The sequence below is a fragment of the Arenibacter hampyeongensis genome, from assembly GCF_002909255.1.
GTDB lineage: Bacteria > Bacteroidota > Bacteroidia > Flavobacteriales > Flavobacteriaceae > Arenibacter > Arenibacter hampyeongensis.
Genome location: NZ_PIOB01000002.1, coordinates 106066 through 122712, shown reverse-complemented (window position 1 = coordinate 122712; position 16647 = coordinate 106066). Strand labels below are relative to the sequence as shown.

Sequence of the window (16647 nt, the reverse complement as noted above, 5' to 3'; positions counted from 1 at the left end):
ACAATAAATCCAAAAGATGAATTTAGCCGATTAAAACTGCTTCCTAGCCTTTCTATTTCTGCTGCTTCTGAAATTCCTACTGCCTCTTGTCAAGTAATGTACAAGAACCAGCGCTACACTTATTATAGCCACAGGAATAAGTATCTCGAAAACCTCAATTGGTAAATCCATAGTTATAATATACGAAAAATATTCAAGTTATGAGCTTGAAAGATGCTTTTTAGCATTATAGAAAATTGAATTTCAAAGAACATATTGGAACAGATCAGAATCTGAACAAAACTCATGTAAAACGTGCTAGGCAGACCGTAACTACTAGTGATAATAACAATGACTCCCTTGAAATCCCCTAGTAAAGTTACTTAGGGTTATATTTTTATTAGCATCAGGCTCCAATGTTAATTTTGGGGGTATTGAATTGTTGGCATCTATGGAGCTACCTAAACTTAATACGTATCAGGATTTTTAATAGCGAAAGACTTCAACAATAATAGTAGCAGGATCATAAGCTTCATTTGGTGAAGCTGTGGTGAAAAAATGAAATTATTTAGTCCACAGCATCATAAAATTCTGCAACACGATCTCTATACATTTATCCTTTTCTTTTTCAAAGCGAATGCTACCTACTCACCAAATCATAGGAATACCATTCCATGGCTAATATCGACCTATATAAATATAGCTGATACTAAATTCAATATTTACTAACTTAGAACCAAATACCTGGTTGTATTGATTCCCCTCTTTACAGCAGCGATAATTTTATTGGATTAAGAATAATTATAAGACACTAAAATGTATTTAGGGATGTCCCATTAGAATGGAATTATATGAACCGTTACATATGTCCATACGTTGGGATTCATTTAAGAATATGTTGAAAAATCAGCTAACATAGCTTCAGTAATGAAAGCAATAGTATACAATAAGAAACATCCATCCGATAAGTTAATATATTGCGATGTTGAGAAGCCTAGGCCAAACGACAACGAAGTATTGATAAAAATTGTTTGTGCCTCGCTAAATGCTGCGGATTACCGTTCTATGAAAATGGGAATTACTCCGAAGAAAAAAATCTTCGGATCCGCTATAGCGGGTAGGATAGAATCAGTGGGAAAAAATATCCGACAGTTCAAGCCTGGGGATGAAGTGCTCGGAGACCTTTCTGATTTTGGATTTGGTGGATTGGCAGAATACACCGTGGCACCTGAAAAAGCCTTGGTACTAAAACCTGCGAAAATTTTGTTTGAAGAAGCTGTTACTTTACCCGTTGCAGCTACAACAGCCTTAAAAGCATTACGTGACAAAGGCAATATCCAAAAAGAACAGAAGGTGTTAATTGTTGGTGCTGCCGGCGGAGTTGGCACCTTTGCCGTGCAACTTGCCAAGTATTACGGGACGATAACAACAGCAGTATGCGGTCCCAGAAATATGAAGCAGGCAAGTGCCTTGGGCGCAGATCATGTAATTGATTATACAAAGGAGGATTTCACCAAAAGTAATGAACGTTATGATCTGATTGTGGCTATCAATGGCAATTATCCACTTTTGGGCTATAGAAAAATCTTAAGTTCGAACGGTACATATGTCATGGTAGGTGGGGGGTTATTGCAAATTATGAAGTCAATTTTTTTCGGTTGGCTGTTGTCGTTCGGAAAAAAGAAAATGCGATATCTTTCGGCCAAATCAAACCAAAATGATTTGGATTTTGTAGTAAAGCTCTTAGAGAATCACAAAATAAAGCCGGTTATCGAAAGAAGATATTCACTTGACAGGACAGCTGAAGCAATGCAATATTTAAGTGAAGGTCACGCACAAGGCAAAGTAATTATAATGTTACAGGGATAAAATATAGTACAAATGACTTCGAAAGCAAAGCAGAACAATGAAACCATAGGATAATGACAGCAACAGAATTCATTGAAACTTTAAAAGACATTGGCCAGCAATATTCGAGAGGTATTCCTAAAAGGGAGATATTTTTTTTAGCGAAAGATTTTCAGTACATGCCGGTTGCTGAGGTGGTTAAATTACTAAGAGACGAAAATTACGATCACCGACTTGGTGCAGTATCCATCTTGGATTGGAAAGCACGTAATAAGAAAACCTCCGTAGGGGAGAGGCAGGATACTTACCTGGCGTATATCGAAAATCATAAATATATAGACGATTGGGGGTTGGTGGATAGGGCCGCACCCTATGTAGTGGGTGGGTATTTATTCGATAAGGACAGAAAGCCTTTATACAATTTGGCAAAATCCCCAAATCCCATGGAAAGAAGGACAGCCATTGTAAGTACCTACTATTTTATAAGAAAGAATGAATTGGATGACACCTTTAAAATTGCCGAAATTCTTGCAAATGATTCGGACGAATTTGTACAAAAAGCAATGGGTAGCTGGATCAGGGAAGCAGGCAAAAGAGACGAAAATAAACTGAAAGGCTTTCTGGATGAATATGCACCAACGCTAGCTAGGGTTACCTTAAGATATGCCATTGAGAAGTTTGATCCTGAGACGCGAAAGCATTATTTGGGATTGGGCAAAAAGAATACATAAAAACTACCGCCAACAAAGTATAATGCATGCCTTATAGGACACGAACCATAATCTAAACCAAGCCAACAATAACCATAGTATGATAAAAACAATTATAAGAACCCTTCTGATCGCCACCCTAATTACTTCCTGCAAACCCATGGTTCAGGACATTTATCTTGGACAAGGAATTATGGCCGGTGAAGCCACTTCTACCTCCGTAATCCTACAATCCAGATTAACGGTTTCCGACAGCTTGATCAAGGGGGATTTACCCGGTATAGAAGGTGTCGCTCGATTTGAATTTGATAAGGATGCTACTTTTGATAATCCCCTGTATTCTGACTTTGCAGAGGCTACATCAGAGAACGACTTTATTATTAAAAAGAAAATTGAAGGTCTGGAGCCAGGAAATAAATACTTCTATCGTCTCCAATTCGGAAGGGACAAGAATACACTTTTTGAAAGTGAAGTAGCAACTTTTAAAACTTTGCCCGGACCCAATAGCAATACAAAAGTATCAATGGTTGTGGTAACGGGTATGAACCACTATTTTTTCCATTATGGAAAATATGAGGAAGGAACGGCATATTCCGGAGAAGACAAGCTTCAAGGGTATCCCGCATTGCAGGCTATCCAAAACCTGAACCCGGATTACTTCATTGGTACTGGTGATAACGTTTACTTTGACCATCCCCACAAGACCAACTTCGACAGAGCCGTTAAAGCTGGGAAGAATCCTAACCCTGGAGGATATAAGGGAATGGAAGTGGTGGATGAAGAAGGGATCCGAAGGAAATACCATGAACAATTTGCCCAACCAAGGTTTCGGGAACTCTTTAGCAAGTTGGGAACCTACTGGGAAAAGGATGATCATGATTATAGATTCAACGATGCCGATCCCTATCAGGAGTTTCCTATATCCCATGAATTGGGGATCAAGAATTTTAAGGAGCAATTACCCGTGGTGGATTTGGAGGACATAAATGCCAAAACCTATCGTACCCATCGCATGAGCCAAGATCTTCAGGTTTGGATGTTGGAGGGGAGGGACTACAGAAGTGCCAATGAAATGAAAAATGGACCCGACAAAACCCTTTTGGGAACCGGGCAATTAGATTGGCTTAAGGAGACTTTAATGGAGAGCGATGCCAGTTTTAAGCTCATAATTTCACCTACTCCAATGGTGGGCCCCGATGATGGGTACAAAACAGATAATCATGTAAATCATGACGGTTTTAGGCATGAGGGAGAAGCAATTTTTACATGGTTGGGTGATAATCGATTTCTCGATAAAAATCTTTACATCATATGTGGCGACAGGCATTGGCAATACCACGCCATGCACCCGAGTGGATTTGAGGAATTCTCTACAGGTGCCTTGGTCGAAAACAATTCACGCGCTGGGCGTTTGGCAGGAGATCCCGAATCAACCGATCCTGATAGCTTGATTAAACAATTCTATATTCAAGGGGATAAGGAGTCCGCAAGTGGTGGATTTTTGTCGGTTACCGTGCAAAGAAAGGATAGTATTCCAGTAGCAACCTTTCAACATTATGATGAAAAGGGAAATTTACTTTATGAGACCGAAAAAATTGGCCGAAACTAATTGACAAGGAAGTTGTTTCAATTCAGTACCGGGGAGAATTAATATAAAGGTAATGACGAGAGTTCTAAAAATATTGATCATTGCAGTTGGCATATTCAGTTTAGGTGTAACCAGATCGGTCTCCCAGACCAAGGAGACGAAAATTGCCGAATTGTTCAGCGGGAGAATCCATGTGAACATGCAAAACGATACGCTGCACTATCGATTGCTTATGCCTTTGGATTACGATCCCAATAAACAATACCCCTTGGTAGTATGTCTGTCAGGAGGAGCTGGCAGGGGTACGGATAATATCCAGCAAATTGCAGGTTCCAAGGCAGCTCAAGTGCTGTCCACTTTGGAAAACAGAAAAAAGTATCCTGCTTTTATTTTTGTGCCCCAATGCCCACCTGGTGCTGATTGGGGAAGATCTCTGGGAAAGATGGAAAGAGAAGGCCTGATTGCACGGGGAAGATACAATCAACCCAATGTGGAAGCTTTAGTTTTTGAAACCATATCGGCCTTGGAAGAAGAATTTAATATAGATACCATTAGACGTTATATTACCGGTCAGTCCATGGGCGGTTTTGGAACCTGGCATTACATCCTAAACCACCCTCAAATGTTTGCTGCGGCCATACCCATCTGTGGGGGAGCTAATCCTGATCTTGCAAAAAATATCACTCATGTACCTTTATGGGTTTTCCATGGTGACAATGATAAAACCGTTCCTGTTGACTTTTCACGACGTATGATTGCCGCAATTAAAAAGGCAGGTGGAAATCCAAAATATACTGAGTTTCCCGGGGTTGGTCATGGGAGCTGGCATGAGGCTTTTGATACCCCGGATTTGCTGGATTGGTTTTTTGCTCAGGTCAACGAAGATGAAACTCAAGAAAATAGTATAAAATACTGATATTGATTTTTTAGATCTGGTAAAGTGGGGAAGAAGGGGATAATCAACATAACTCCTGTTCTGAGCAATCGGCAAGTATAAAAATAATTCAAGTTAAATAAAGTGGAAATATAATTATGATGAAACGTAAACTAAAAACATTCAGCTTATTAGGTTTGCTTCTGATTGTTGCCGTGCAATGTACAGATAGGAATTCAACCAAATCCAGTCCAGAAGTAAAATCCGACAGCGCTCTCCTGGCAATAAATGAAAGCCCTCAATATTTGGGGGATAGTACTCCGGGTGTTCGTAAAATAAAGGATATCGTAATTTATAAGGATTCTATGTTTTTCTCTACATTTCCGTCTGTAATAACTCGGCCAGATGGAGAGATATTGGTGGCATTTCGCAGGGCACCAGATCGTAAAATATTCGAAGAGAGTAAAACAAATCACGTTGATCCCAACAGCTATTTGGTATCGGTGCAATCAAGCGATAACGGAGAAACATGGACAAAGACCCCGAAATTAATTTATGCACATCCTTTTGGGGGTTCCCAAGACCCCTGTTTATTGCAAATGAAGGACGGCACTCTTCTTTGTGCCAGTTATGGCTGGGCTTTTGTAAGGCCTGATGGCTTATCTAACTTAAAGGAACCGAGTTTTATTAACTCTGGAAATGCCGTTTTTTTAGGAGGCTATCTGGTTCGTTCCCATGATGGTGGAAAAACGTGGGGTGATGCTATATATCCTCCACATATAGCACCAGAAGTTTTAAATGATGCATTAGGAAATCCAGTGGCTGCATATAATCGAGGAGCATTATACGAGGCAAATGATGGGAGGATTTTATGGGTAGTAGCAGCGCATGATACCCCTACCAAGACTTCCAATCATCTTATCACCTCAAAGGATAAAGGGTTGACCTGGGATTATGTTTCCCCGGTAGCCGTTGATAGCAAAATTTCATTTAATGAGGCATCAATAATAGAAACGCCTAAAGGCGATCTTGTAGGTTTTTTAAGAACAGCTCATTTTGAAGACCAAGCTGTTATTTCCCGTTCAACAGATGGCGGTAAAACTTTTAAATGGGAGTCAATGGGTTTCCAGGGACATCCTTTAAATGCTTTGCGATTAAAAGATAATAGAGTTTTACTTACCTACGGATACCGCCATGAACCATACGGAATACGCGCCCGTATTCTAAATGCGGAATGTACCGATTTTGCAACAGCTCCTGAGATTGTACTTCGCGATGATGGCGGCAGTAGTGATATTGGTTATACCTGGGCAACCGAACTCCAGGATGATAAAGTTTTGGTAATCTACTATTTCAATCAAGATAATGGCACCCGTTATATAGCGGGCACTATGCTCGAAATAAAAAATAAATAGTATATGGGTTTTTAAAAATAATCAGATGTATAACGCTGGTTTTAATAAGCGCCCAAATCTTTAGTTGTCAAATGCATTAATGATTGAAGTGTGGTGCGCCCAATGAATGTTTTCAATTTTTGTTGGATAAAAATATTTGAAGTTTCATGTTTATTATATCACTTTTACAAAGAATTATAAATCTAAAACCAATCTTTAATGACCACCACTAAACTTGAAAAAACTATTAACTCCTTATTTGAAGCATTGGAAAAAGAAATTCCCGGGTTTCAAAACAGTCCTGAAGATTGGGAAATTTGTAATGGGAATGTAGCAATCTGTATCATCTCGGAAGATGGCAAAGTTTATGGGAAGTTATTTGGTACAGATAAAATAGAACAACGGGAAATCTTTAGGATTGCCTGGCAAAAAGCGAGTCAGGTGTGGATAACCGGGCATAATACAGGAGATTATGAAAAGATTGTTTTCGGGGGTACTATGGACCCCGAAGATGCCCCTATAGAACTTCCCGACCTTATTGGCTGGGTTGGCGGACAATTGATCCAATTAGACGATGAGAGTCGCATTTCTGTAGGATTTAGTGGTTTTCAGGGTTCCAATGATATCGGAATCGTTCAGACAGCATTGAAAAAGGTTTTGGCCAAAGAGTGAAAAACTTGAATAAGTGCATTGGCCTTTTGCAATAGGGGGAAGCTGTGGCTCAACCTACAGTGATAGTATTGTGTTTAATTAAGTTCTGTTTACTAAAGTATCATTTTACTTTAGGTCATTCCTGCTCTTTGCGAATTAATGGTAAAATCCTGACCATCCAATAAACACCATACCTAGGTCATTATCTATTTTTATTTATTAAGTGTATACTAAACCGATTATTCGTTACCTTAGAAGGATTGAAGCAATTCTTGGTAATAGTACTTCCCCCTTTTTGCCCCTGTTAAAATTTTATTCGACTAATATGAATTATAGTCACTTAAATGTATTTCTGCAAGCCCAGTTCAAATGGAATTATATGTAACGGTATAGATCCATACGTTGGTGGTAATTTGATCATATAAACAATAGAATAAATCAATATGAAAAAATATGTTTTAGTGACAATTGTGGTGTTAATGAGCATTCCCAGTATTGGACAAAGGAAAAACACTATGTTGAATACCCCCATTATTGACATGCATCTGCATTCTGGATATGCGGGACCTGATATTTTAGAAGCGGTAACAAAACTTAGATCGAATATAGACCAACCAAGCTATAGAGATTCTACATTCAAGTATTTGAAAGAATTTAATATCGTTAAAGCTGTGGTTGATGGGCCAAATGCTTTGGACTATCAAAGTCGAGATCCAGGGCGATTTATTCCAGCCTGGGGTGACTCCTCTACACCTGTTGATTCCTTAAGGAAATGGTTTCAGGAAGGCACCTATAAAATCATGGCGGAATTTGGTCCGCAGTACAGTGGATTAGCTCCCAATGACGAGAAACTTGAGCCGTATTTTTCCTTAGCTGAGGAACTTGACATTCCAGTTGGAATTCATATGGGACCAGGGCCTCCAGGAGCAGCCTACATAGGAATGAAAAATTACAGAATGAGCCTTAGCAATCCTCTGTTATTGGAAGAAGTATTGGTGAAACATCCAAAATTGAGAATCTACATTATGCATGCCGGATATCCATTCATCGACGAACTCATTGGACTTCTATGGGCTCATCCACAAGTCTACGTCGAAGTCGCTGTAATCAATTGGGTTTTGCCACAGATTGAATTTCATAATTATTTAAGAAGAATTGTTGAGGCCGGTTATGGAGAGCGAATTATGTATGGTTCGGATGAGATGATTTGGCCTCAGTCAATTAAAATTTCCGTTGGTAATATTAGAGCAGCTGACTTTCTAAGCGTAAAACAAAAGGAAGATATCTTTTATAACAACGCTGCAAGATTCCTTAGATTAACAGATGAAGAGATACAGAAACATAAAAACCAGTAAAGACCAAACAACCGCCAACAAAACCTATGAGTAAAAGCACCATGCGGAATACTACTGTTAATAGTCAAAACGTCAGATACAAAAAGGATTAACCACAAATTTTAAAGCCATGAAAAGATACTTCTTTCAATTTTTCCTTTTGTTTTTATTAATCCCCTTCGGCAGTCAAGTTTTCGCACAAATAACAGATCCATACCAGATTCGCAAACTTGCCCTTGACTTCACATTTTTTTCATTCCATATGTAGCCATTTCCAGCGCGGTACTAATTTCGCTTACCAAATCATTAAAATTTCTCAAAAACTAGCTCTTTGTTCACCATCATTCCGGCCGCCGTACCCATGGCAACAGCATTGGCTACTGTTCGTAAACGCGATACATTATCACCACATGCATATATTCCAGTAACATTGGTTTGTAAATTGGCATCAGTTTTTAAGTAGCCTTCTTCGTTCAGCTCGCAACCCATGGCTTCGGGAATAATGCTCTGCTGTTCAAAGGCTGTTTTGGTATAAATGGCTGTAACGGCGGCCTTGGAACCATTTTTAAAAATGATGTTCTGCAGTAGCCCTTTGTGGTGTTCCAAACGTTCTATTTCAGTTTCTACTACGCTAATATTATGTACTCCTAATTTGGCTGTTTGTTCCGCAGTCAAGGTAGATTTGCCATTGGTGTAGATGGTTAATTGCTGGGTCCAATTGGAGATTAGTTTTCCAAATTCGAAGGCATAATCCCCATTGCCCAAAATACCTGTTATTTCATTTTTCACTTCATAGCCATGGCAATAGGGGCAATGTAATACCGAGATGCCCCAACATTCCGAAAATCCGTCAATATTGGGCATTATATCTTTAATGCCCGTTGCAAAAATTAATTTGTCGCCACGAAAAGTCTCACCGGAGGATACTGTAATTTCAAAGGCTTTATGGCTTCTAGCGCCCTGCACGGCAAGTCCGTTAAAGAATTTAACCGTAGGGTAGGCTTCTACCTGTTGTTTTGCCAATGCCGCTATTTCAGCAGGGGTTTTGCCATCATTAGTAATGAAGTTATGGGAATAGGGGGTTTGTCTGTTACAGGGCGTATTGCCATCAATGAGCAAGACCCGTTTTAAGGCCCTCCCCAAGGCCATTCCTGCTGCAAGACCGGAATAGCTACCTCCAATGATGATGACATCAAAATGTTCTTCCTTTTTCATGGTGTTGTATTTTTAAAATGTTGAGTTACTCATTTCTTCGTTGCATTTTCTTCATTAATGTATCTATGAAGGGTACGCCTACAAATACGATCCATGGGACCAATACAATAGTAAGCACCAAGGTTCTAAGGTAGAGGGGAAGTGTAGCCAATTGATTTCCAAAAAGGAAAAGAAAGGCCGTGATGGAAGGATAAATGGCAATCCATATTTTTAGGGATGCCAGGAGTTTTACTTTTGTTTTCATGTTTATGTCATTAATTTTACATTGGATTATTTTCTGATGTAAAAGTAATTTCACATAGGAAAATCATAATAGGACAAAACTGAAGTTGGATGGTACTTAATTAAAATTATGTCTGTAAGCATCGGGCGTATAACCCGTATGTTTTTTAAAAAACCGGATAAAATAGGAGACATCCTCATACCCTAAATGATAGGCTATTTGACTCACTTGATTAGAGGTTGCCAATAAATTTCTTTTGGCCTCCAGAATTATGTATTCGTTTATGAGTTGTGAGGCATTCTGGTTCAATAATGCTTTGGTTATAGCATTAAGCTGATACACGGTTAGGTTCAGTAAATCGGCATATTGTGAAACTTGTTTGTATTTGGTAATATTCTCTTCTAGCAGTTCCAAAAATTTCTCAAGTTTCTCCTGCTGATATGGTGCATTAATATTGTTTGCTCCGGTACTTTCCCGCTGCCTTAAAAGTTCAATAAACAAAATACTCAAATTGGCTTTTATGACCTCATGAAATTCTTCCTGCTTCCCATTATATTCCAATAAAATGGATGACAATATGGGATCCAACTTTTTAAATATGTCGGCATTTAATGGATAGTGGTTCTGGTTGCACACCTTACGTAGCAACTGTTTGGAAGATTTGTTGTGGGTAAGGAAATATGCTTTTTTAAATTGAACCAAATAACCAGTACTTCCATGTTTAAGGCTGAGTTTGTGTACCTGCCCAGGCCTCAATAAAAAAATGGAATTAGGGTCTACTTCATAGGGCACGAAATCAATTTCATGTAAACCCTTAGCTTTTATGAGTATTAGCATTAAAAAAAAATCATGCCGATGAAGCTCCTCCACCATATCTCCTCCATCAAGTATGGTTTCGAGACTTCTAATACTGAAACTGCCCACCAAGCTTGGCTCTTGATTGCTTTCTGGAAGTGACCTTATGGGGATGTTATGCATTTTATTTAAATGTTGTTGGACTAGAGTTTAAATGACAGGGGGAATGCTATTTGCCAATATAAATTTAAGAGAAAGTCTTTACATCTATCTAATTTTTATGATAAATGGACATAGCGTGATTTTTAAAAACTACTCCTTTTGGAATGCCAGTCCTAAGATTTTCGTTTCTCTTTTAACAAAAAATTAACTCAGCAGAAAAACACATGTAATATTGTTTCAATACGTTTGATGACGGGACCTTAGTGCCCTTAATAATGACAAAATTCCATCTTAAAATGAGCAATTAAACCAAAATTGGGCATACATAGCTTGAAAATGTACCTCAGTAGCGGTGTCCCTTTTATAAATTTTGCTTTATGGAGGAAGTTTTGGTAAATGGAAAATATGTTAAGCATTGGAAATGATTTTTAATAATAAGAGATATCTACATTTCGTAATCAAAAGAACGCTACCCATATTGCTGTTTTTATCCTTGTCCTTGCCAATGTTTGCCCATGGGGACTTAACCATACGTATCGCTGAAAAAACGATTGAGATATCCGAAGATCCAAATAATTTTGAACTGTACTACCAAAGAGGCATGTTGTATCAACAGCACATGGAGTACGACTATGCGCTGGAAGATTACCTTAAATCCCTATCCTTGGGAAATACAACCAAAGCGCTACATTATCAATTGGCCGAGGTTCACTATTTAATGGAAGAGTACAAGGAGGCCTTAAAAAGTATATACTCCTATTTGGAATTGGACAGTATGGACCTAAGTGCTAAAAAACTGCAGGCCCAAATACTTTTCAATCTTAAATCCTACAAAAAATCCTTGGAAGGCTATCATTACGTTATTCATAATATGAAGGACATTCGGCCAGAGGATATATTGGAATACTGCAACATCATACTTGCCGAAAACAACGAAAATTATAATGGGGCTTTGAAAGCCATCCAATATGGCCTGGACCAACTTGGCCCACACACCATATCGCTTCAACTTAGAAAATTGGACATCTTAAAAGATTCCGGTCAAACCGAAAAGGCGTTGGAACAATACAATTATTTTATCCAGGAATACAACAGAAACGAGTTCTGGTATTATAAAAAAGCAAAGTATTTAGCGAAAATAAAAAGACCACATGAGGCCTTTATATCCTTAAAATTGGCTTCGGTTGCCATTGAACAATTGAATGCAAAGTTTAAAAAAATGATCCCCGTAATAGAATTAAAAGAACAAATAAAAAGCTTGGAAAGCTCCATTAACAACCAAAAATCATGATCAAAAAAAGTACCTTTTTGCTTGCCGCCCTATGTTCGGTGGTCTCAATTGCCCAAACCGCCCAAGTAGATCTTCCCAATGTAAGTGCTGTTGCAGTAACCAACCCTGTAGGCCTTCCACAGAATTCCGCTTCGGTATCTGTAGTAAGGGGCCCTTATTTACAGAGTGGTACCCCAACATCTGTTGTGGTAAAATGGAGAACGGATATCGCGACCCAATCCGTGGTGAATTACGGAAAAACATTAAATTCATTATCCAAGAAAGCAAGCAACTCTGCTTTGACCACTGAACACGAAGTTTCCTTATCCGGGCTAAGACCTAATACAAAATACTATTTCAATATTGGTAATAAATCAGGTGTGCTGTCGGAAAGTGCTTCAGGCGAGATGTACATAATAACTGCCCCTAAAGCAGGTACCAAACAATTTGTTCGCGCTTGGATTTTAGGTGATGCAGGTACGGCCAATAACAATCAGCGGAACGTAAGGGATGCCTATTACGATTATGTGGACGCTGCTCCCAAAAATAGCGGTAAGACCGATATGATGTTGTTTTTAGGGGATAACGCCTATGGCAGTGGTACGGATGAGGAATATCAAAATGCCCTGTTCGACATTTATGACGATATGTTGAAAAAGTCCGTGGCATGGTCCTGCTTGGGAAACCATGATGGCAAGTCGGCCGATTCGGCTACACAATCCGGCCCTTATTATGATATATTTACCTTCCCTACCGCTGCCCAGGCAGGAGGTACTGCCTCGGGCACAGAGGCCTATTATTCCTTTGATTATGCCAATATCCACTTTATAATATTAGATTCCCATCATACCAGTCGTGAAGTTGGAGGCGCCATGTACAACTGGACACAGGCCGATATTCAAAACACCAAACAAGATTGGATCGTGACCTTGTTTCACCATCCAATATACACTAAAGGGTCACATGACTCCGATACCGAGGACCGACTTATAGAAATGCGACTAAACTTTATGCCCATGATGGAGGCTAACGGAGTGGATCTAATCTTAAACGGGCATAGCCATTCTTACGAACGCTCGTATTTCTTGAACGGACATTATGGATTTGCCAATACATTTAACCCGGATGAAATTTCGAAAGGTGGCAATACCGTTGGATCCAATGGCTATGGGGACGGTAAAGTGGATAGCAATGGGGCCTACAAAAAAGCCAGTACATCGGCTGAGGGTGCCGTTTATATAACAACGGGCTCTGCCGGTAAAATATCCGGAGGAGACCTAAACCACCAGGCCATGTCCGTGTCCCTGAACCAATTGGGCTCCTGTGTTATGGAGGTGGAAGATGACGGTAGGGGAGGACAGAACCTGACCGTAAAATTTATTAGGGAAAATGATGACATTGAGGATTATTTTACCATCAACAAATCCGGTATAGCGCTACAGGCCGATGGCACTGCGTCCGGACTAATTAGTGGAAGGCTATTTTATGATGCAGCTAAGGATGAGGTAAAACTTAAATTGGATGACAATGAGCGACTAAAGAAAGTTAAATTCTATAACAGCATTGGGAAATTGGTAAAGAAAAGTAGAAAGAAAACCATCAATGTCGGCAAGCTGTCAAAAGGCCTTTATGTTATTGAAGTCATTACAAGCAAAAAGGCGTATACCGAGTCGATTACGATTGAATAGTTTGGCCAAAAGGGTGCTTTTTAAAATGACCATTCATTAGTATCCAATAGAATGGATTTGCCCCAAGTGGGAAATCAAGGCTAGACGTATTAAAAAGTCCATATGATGATAAAAAGCGGTTGTTGAATATGAAAAGGACAAGCATTTTATTGGGATCTTTTTTTATTTGTCTGTTGATGTTGTCCGGGAGGCAAATGGCTATCCCATATCAAAGGGATACTATTCCGGAAAAGGTAGCTGCCTTATATGCGGCCAATTTTCACAAATTTCAAAATGAAGTCAATGCCTTGACCGCCCTTGCCAATAAGTCAAGTTCTGTTAAGGAATGGGAGGGGCTGAAAAGCCAGGTTGAAAAGACTAGGTTGGTCTATAAGGAGATCGAGTTTATTTTTGATTATTACCAAACCTACTACAATGGCACTTATATCAATGGTGCGCCTTTGCCCAAGGTAAGTGAGTATTTTGAAGCCGAAAAGGTGATTCCACCTGGCGGATTACAGGCATTGGACGAAGCTGTTTATGGCGAAGCTTCAATTGAAAATTTGCAGTATATAAAAGTGTTGGCCAACGGTCTTAGGGAGCGGGTAGATTTTATAGAAAAAATACATTTACCACTTCATTTAAAGTCGAGCCAGATCATCGAGTGTATTCGATCCGGTATAGTCAGGATTTTTACCCTTGGATTAACAGGATACGATACCCCAGGGTCTGTTAATGGTTTGAAAGAAAGTGTTGTGAGCTGGCAAAGTATGGAAACTACATTTCTATATTTTGAATCAGGGATTTCCCCAAAAGCCATGGACGAATTTGAAGTCATCAAAAATGACTTTACCAAGGGCAATAAAATATTGAACGCCAACACCACTTTTAATGATTTTGATAGATTGGCATTTTTAAAGGAAGTGGTAAACCCCTTGTATGCGGCCTTGTTGGAATTTCAAAATGCGAACAACATTGCGCTGGAGCCATATAAAAAGCATGCCCAAAACTATAAGGCCAAGAATATATTCGACATAGATTTTCTGAATACGGATTTTTATTCGGAACTGGTTTATCTGCCTTTGGATAACCCTAAGACCATAGCCTTGGGTGAATTATTGTTCCAGGATCCCCAGCTTTCCAAGGACAATGACATGGCCTGTATAAGCTGTCATAACCCCAACAAAGGTTTTTCGGATGGTTTGCCTAAAAGTGTATCCAATCAAAAAGGTGTTTTTACCGCTAGGAATGCCCCAACTTTGATGGATGCAGGCTATTCCACACGATATTTTTGGGACATGCGCGCCTTGGATCTTGAAAAACAGGTGATACATGTGATTGATAACGATTTGGAGTTCAATACGGATTTTGATGCGATTATTGCTAAACTGAAAAAGAATGCCCGTTATAATAAATTGTTTAAGCAGGCTTATGGCGGTATCGACAAAGAGGACATTAATCAGCGTTCCATAAGCAATACCATAGCGGCCTATGTAAACTCTTTAAAATCCTTCAATAGTCCGTTTGATAAATTTGTGCGTAACGAAACAAAGGAGTACCCCGAGAATGCCAAACGGGGATTTAATTTGTTTATGGGGAAAGCGGCCTGTGGAAGTTGTCATTTTGCCCCGGTCTTCAATGGCACCATTCCTCCTTTTTATCTGGAATCGGAATCGGAGGTGTTGGGCGTTACCCAGGGTTTTGATTCCATTGCCCCCAAATTGGATACGGATTTGGGTCGCATGGGCAATGGTCTAAAAATGGACAATCATCCTTTTTTAAAGAATTCCTTCAAAACGGTTACTGTAAGAAATATAGCCTTGACAGCACCCTATATGCATAATGGTTTATTTGCTACCATGGAAGATGTTCTGGCGTTTTACAACCTAGGTGGCGGCGCAGGGATGGGCTTGCAGGTGGAAAACCAAACGCTGCCCGAAGCACCCTTGGGTCTGTCCCAGCAGGAAATTGAGGATATTATTGCCTTTATGGAAACCCTAACGGAAGTACGCGACTATGGGGGCAGGGGGGATTAATTTGTTTATGTTCAAAGTTTAAAAGTTGAAAGTCCTTGCGGAGATTGAGCCTGCCTGCCGGCAGGCAGGCGGAGCCGAAATCGAAGTTGTGCGGTAGTATTGAGAAGAAGAACATAGAATCTAGATGCTAGACTTATTGGCGACAAACAAATTCCCCTCTTGAGAGAGCTTGTCCCGCTTTTTAGCGGGAGGTCAGGGGTGTGTTTCAACCCAAACGCTATCTATTGTCACTTTCCCGAAGACCTGGGCTGTCAAACCCTCCGTCTTCGCTAGGGCGAAGCCACCTCCCTTCGTCTGAAGGGAGGAGCCCTTGGTTCCGTCATTGCGAGCGAAGCGTGGCAATCTGCTACTTACAATGAACAATGATTATATTCAATGTTTAAAAGTTGAAAGTTGAAAGTTGAAAGTCCTTGCGGAGATTGAGCGTAGTCGAAATCGGAGTAAGTAGGGATGTAGGAGTCATTTCGAACGACCAGAGGGAGGAGAAACCGTAGCTTTAGCGAAGGTTCACGAATACCCCTAGAATAAATACGGCATGAGCTAAATCACACAAGTGGCTCTGACCAAATATGTGTGACTTCTCAATCGCCCGAAAAAGGGCTCATGTCGAAGTGCCTGCCGTGTCCGGTCGAGCGGAGTCATGAACTATCGGGAAAGAACTCCTTTTGTATGCTAAAACTATTGGCTCCCCTCTTGGAACGTAGACTGGAATGAATTTTGCGCCATTTGGCGTGAAAGAAAGGGGAGTTGGAAATCCCGCACCCTAAACCTATCCCCAATCTATTGTCACCTCCCCGAAGACATGGGCTGTCAATCCCTTCCGTCTCCTCCGCAGCTAGCGGAGGATCCACCTTCCCTTATCTAAGGGAAGGAGCCCCAGCTATCATCATTGCCTGTCTAT

14 protein-coding genes are annotated in these 16647 nt (G+C 40.0%); 10 read left to right on the top strand and 4 right to left on the bottom strand.

All coding sequences use genetic code 11. The annotated features are described in order from the left end of the window. The first annotated feature begins 906 nt into the window (after positions 1-906). The 7 genes from CWD91_RS05560 to CWD91_RS05530 all read left to right on the top strand — a co-directional run bounded on the left by CWD91_RS05560 (position 907) and on the right by CWD91_RS05530 (position 8399). Positions 907-1848 carry an NAD(P)-dependent alcohol dehydrogenase gene (locus CWD91_RS05560; protein ID WP_103439994.1) on the top strand — a complete coding sequence of 314 codons (942 nt, stop codon included), beginning with the start codon at positions 907-909 and terminating at the stop codon, positions 1846-1848. 53 nt (positions 1849-1901) lie between these two features. Further along, on the top strand, positions 1902-2558 hold the full coding sequence (locus tag CWD91_RS05555; protein WP_103439993.1) for a DNA alkylation repair protein: 657 nt from the start codon (positions 1902-1904) through the stop codon (positions 2556-2558). Positions 2559-2637: 79 nt separating this feature from the next. After that, entirely contained in the window at positions 2638-4146 is a 1509-nt protein-coding gene (locus tag CWD91_RS05550; protein WP_103439992.1) for an alkaline phosphatase D family protein, read from the top strand. A 52-nt stretch (positions 4147-4198) separates the two neighbouring features. Continuing rightward, positions 4199-5041: a carboxylesterase family protein gene (locus CWD91_RS05545; RefSeq protein WP_103439991.1), complete on the top strand. Its 843-nt coding sequence runs from the start codon at positions 4199-4201 to the stop codon at positions 5039-5041. 116 nt (positions 5042-5157) lie between these two features. After that, complete coding sequence (locus tag CWD91_RS05540) at positions 5158-6414, top strand: sialidase family protein (RefSeq protein WP_205164603.1); 1257 nt, start codon at positions 5158-5160, stop codon at positions 6412-6414. A 198-nt stretch (positions 6415-6612) separates the two neighbouring features. After that, complete coding sequence (locus CWD91_RS05535; protein WP_103439989.1) at positions 6613-7065, top strand: hypothetical protein; 453 nt, start codon at positions 6613-6615, stop codon at positions 7063-7065. A gap of 458 nt (positions 7066-7523) precedes the next feature. Then, a complete protein-coding gene (locus CWD91_RS05530) occupies positions 7524-8399 on the top strand; it encodes an amidohydrolase family protein (RefSeq protein WP_192877640.1) in 876 nt (291 codons plus the stop codon). 285 nt (positions 8400-8684) lie between these two features. Here the strand turns inward: CWD91_RS05530 and CWD91_RS05525 are convergent, their stop codons facing one another. The 3 genes from CWD91_RS05525 to CWD91_RS05515 all read right to left on the bottom strand — a co-directional run bounded on the left by CWD91_RS05525 (position 8685) and on the right by CWD91_RS05515 (position 10794). Continuing rightward, positions 8685-9593 (bottom strand): NAD(P)/FAD-dependent oxidoreductase, encoded by a 909-nt coding sequence (locus tag CWD91_RS05525; RefSeq protein ID WP_103439987.1) that lies wholly within the window; start codon positions 9591-9593, stop codon positions 8685-8687. A 25-nt stretch (positions 9594-9618) separates the two neighbouring features. Then, positions 9619-9837 carry a hypothetical protein gene (locus CWD91_RS05520; protein ID WP_103439986.1) on the bottom strand — a complete coding sequence of 73 codons (219 nt, stop codon included), beginning with the start codon at positions 9835-9837 and terminating at the stop codon, positions 9619-9621. A 96-nt stretch (positions 9838-9933) separates the two neighbouring features. Beyond that, positions 9934-10794 carry a helix-turn-helix transcriptional regulator gene (locus CWD91_RS05515; protein ID WP_103439985.1) on the bottom strand — a complete coding sequence of 287 codons (861 nt, stop codon included), beginning with the start codon at positions 10792-10794 and terminating at the stop codon, positions 9934-9936. A 400-nt stretch (positions 10795-11194) separates the two neighbouring features. On the opposite strand from CWD91_RS05515, the gene CWD91_RS05510 reads away from it, so the two are divergent. The 3 genes from CWD91_RS05510 (at position 11195) to CWD91_RS05500 (ending at position 15746) form a co-directional block, all read left to right on the top strand. Beyond that, complete coding sequence (locus CWD91_RS05510; protein WP_103439984.1) at positions 11195-12064, top strand: tetratricopeptide repeat protein; 870 nt, start codon at positions 11195-11197, stop codon at positions 12062-12064. Continuing rightward, on the top strand, positions 12061-13731 hold the full coding sequence (locus CWD91_RS05505; RefSeq protein ID WP_103439983.1) for a metallophosphoesterase: 1671 nt from the start codon (positions 12061-12063) through the stop codon (positions 13729-13731). The genes CWD91_RS05510 and CWD91_RS05505 overlap by 4 nt, the downstream gene beginning before the upstream one ends. 128 nt (positions 13732-13859) lie before the next feature. Next, entirely contained in the window at positions 13860-15746 is a 1887-nt protein-coding gene (locus CWD91_RS05500; RefSeq protein WP_103439982.1) for a cytochrome-c peroxidase, read from the top strand. Between the two features lie 638 nt (positions 15747-16384). Here CWD91_RS05500 and CWD91_RS22620 read toward each other — a convergent pair. Then, complete coding sequence (locus CWD91_RS22620) at positions 16385-16597, bottom strand: hypothetical protein (protein ID WP_157943726.1); 213 nt, start codon at positions 16595-16597, stop codon at positions 16385-16387. Positions 16598-16647 lie beyond the last annotated feature (50 nt).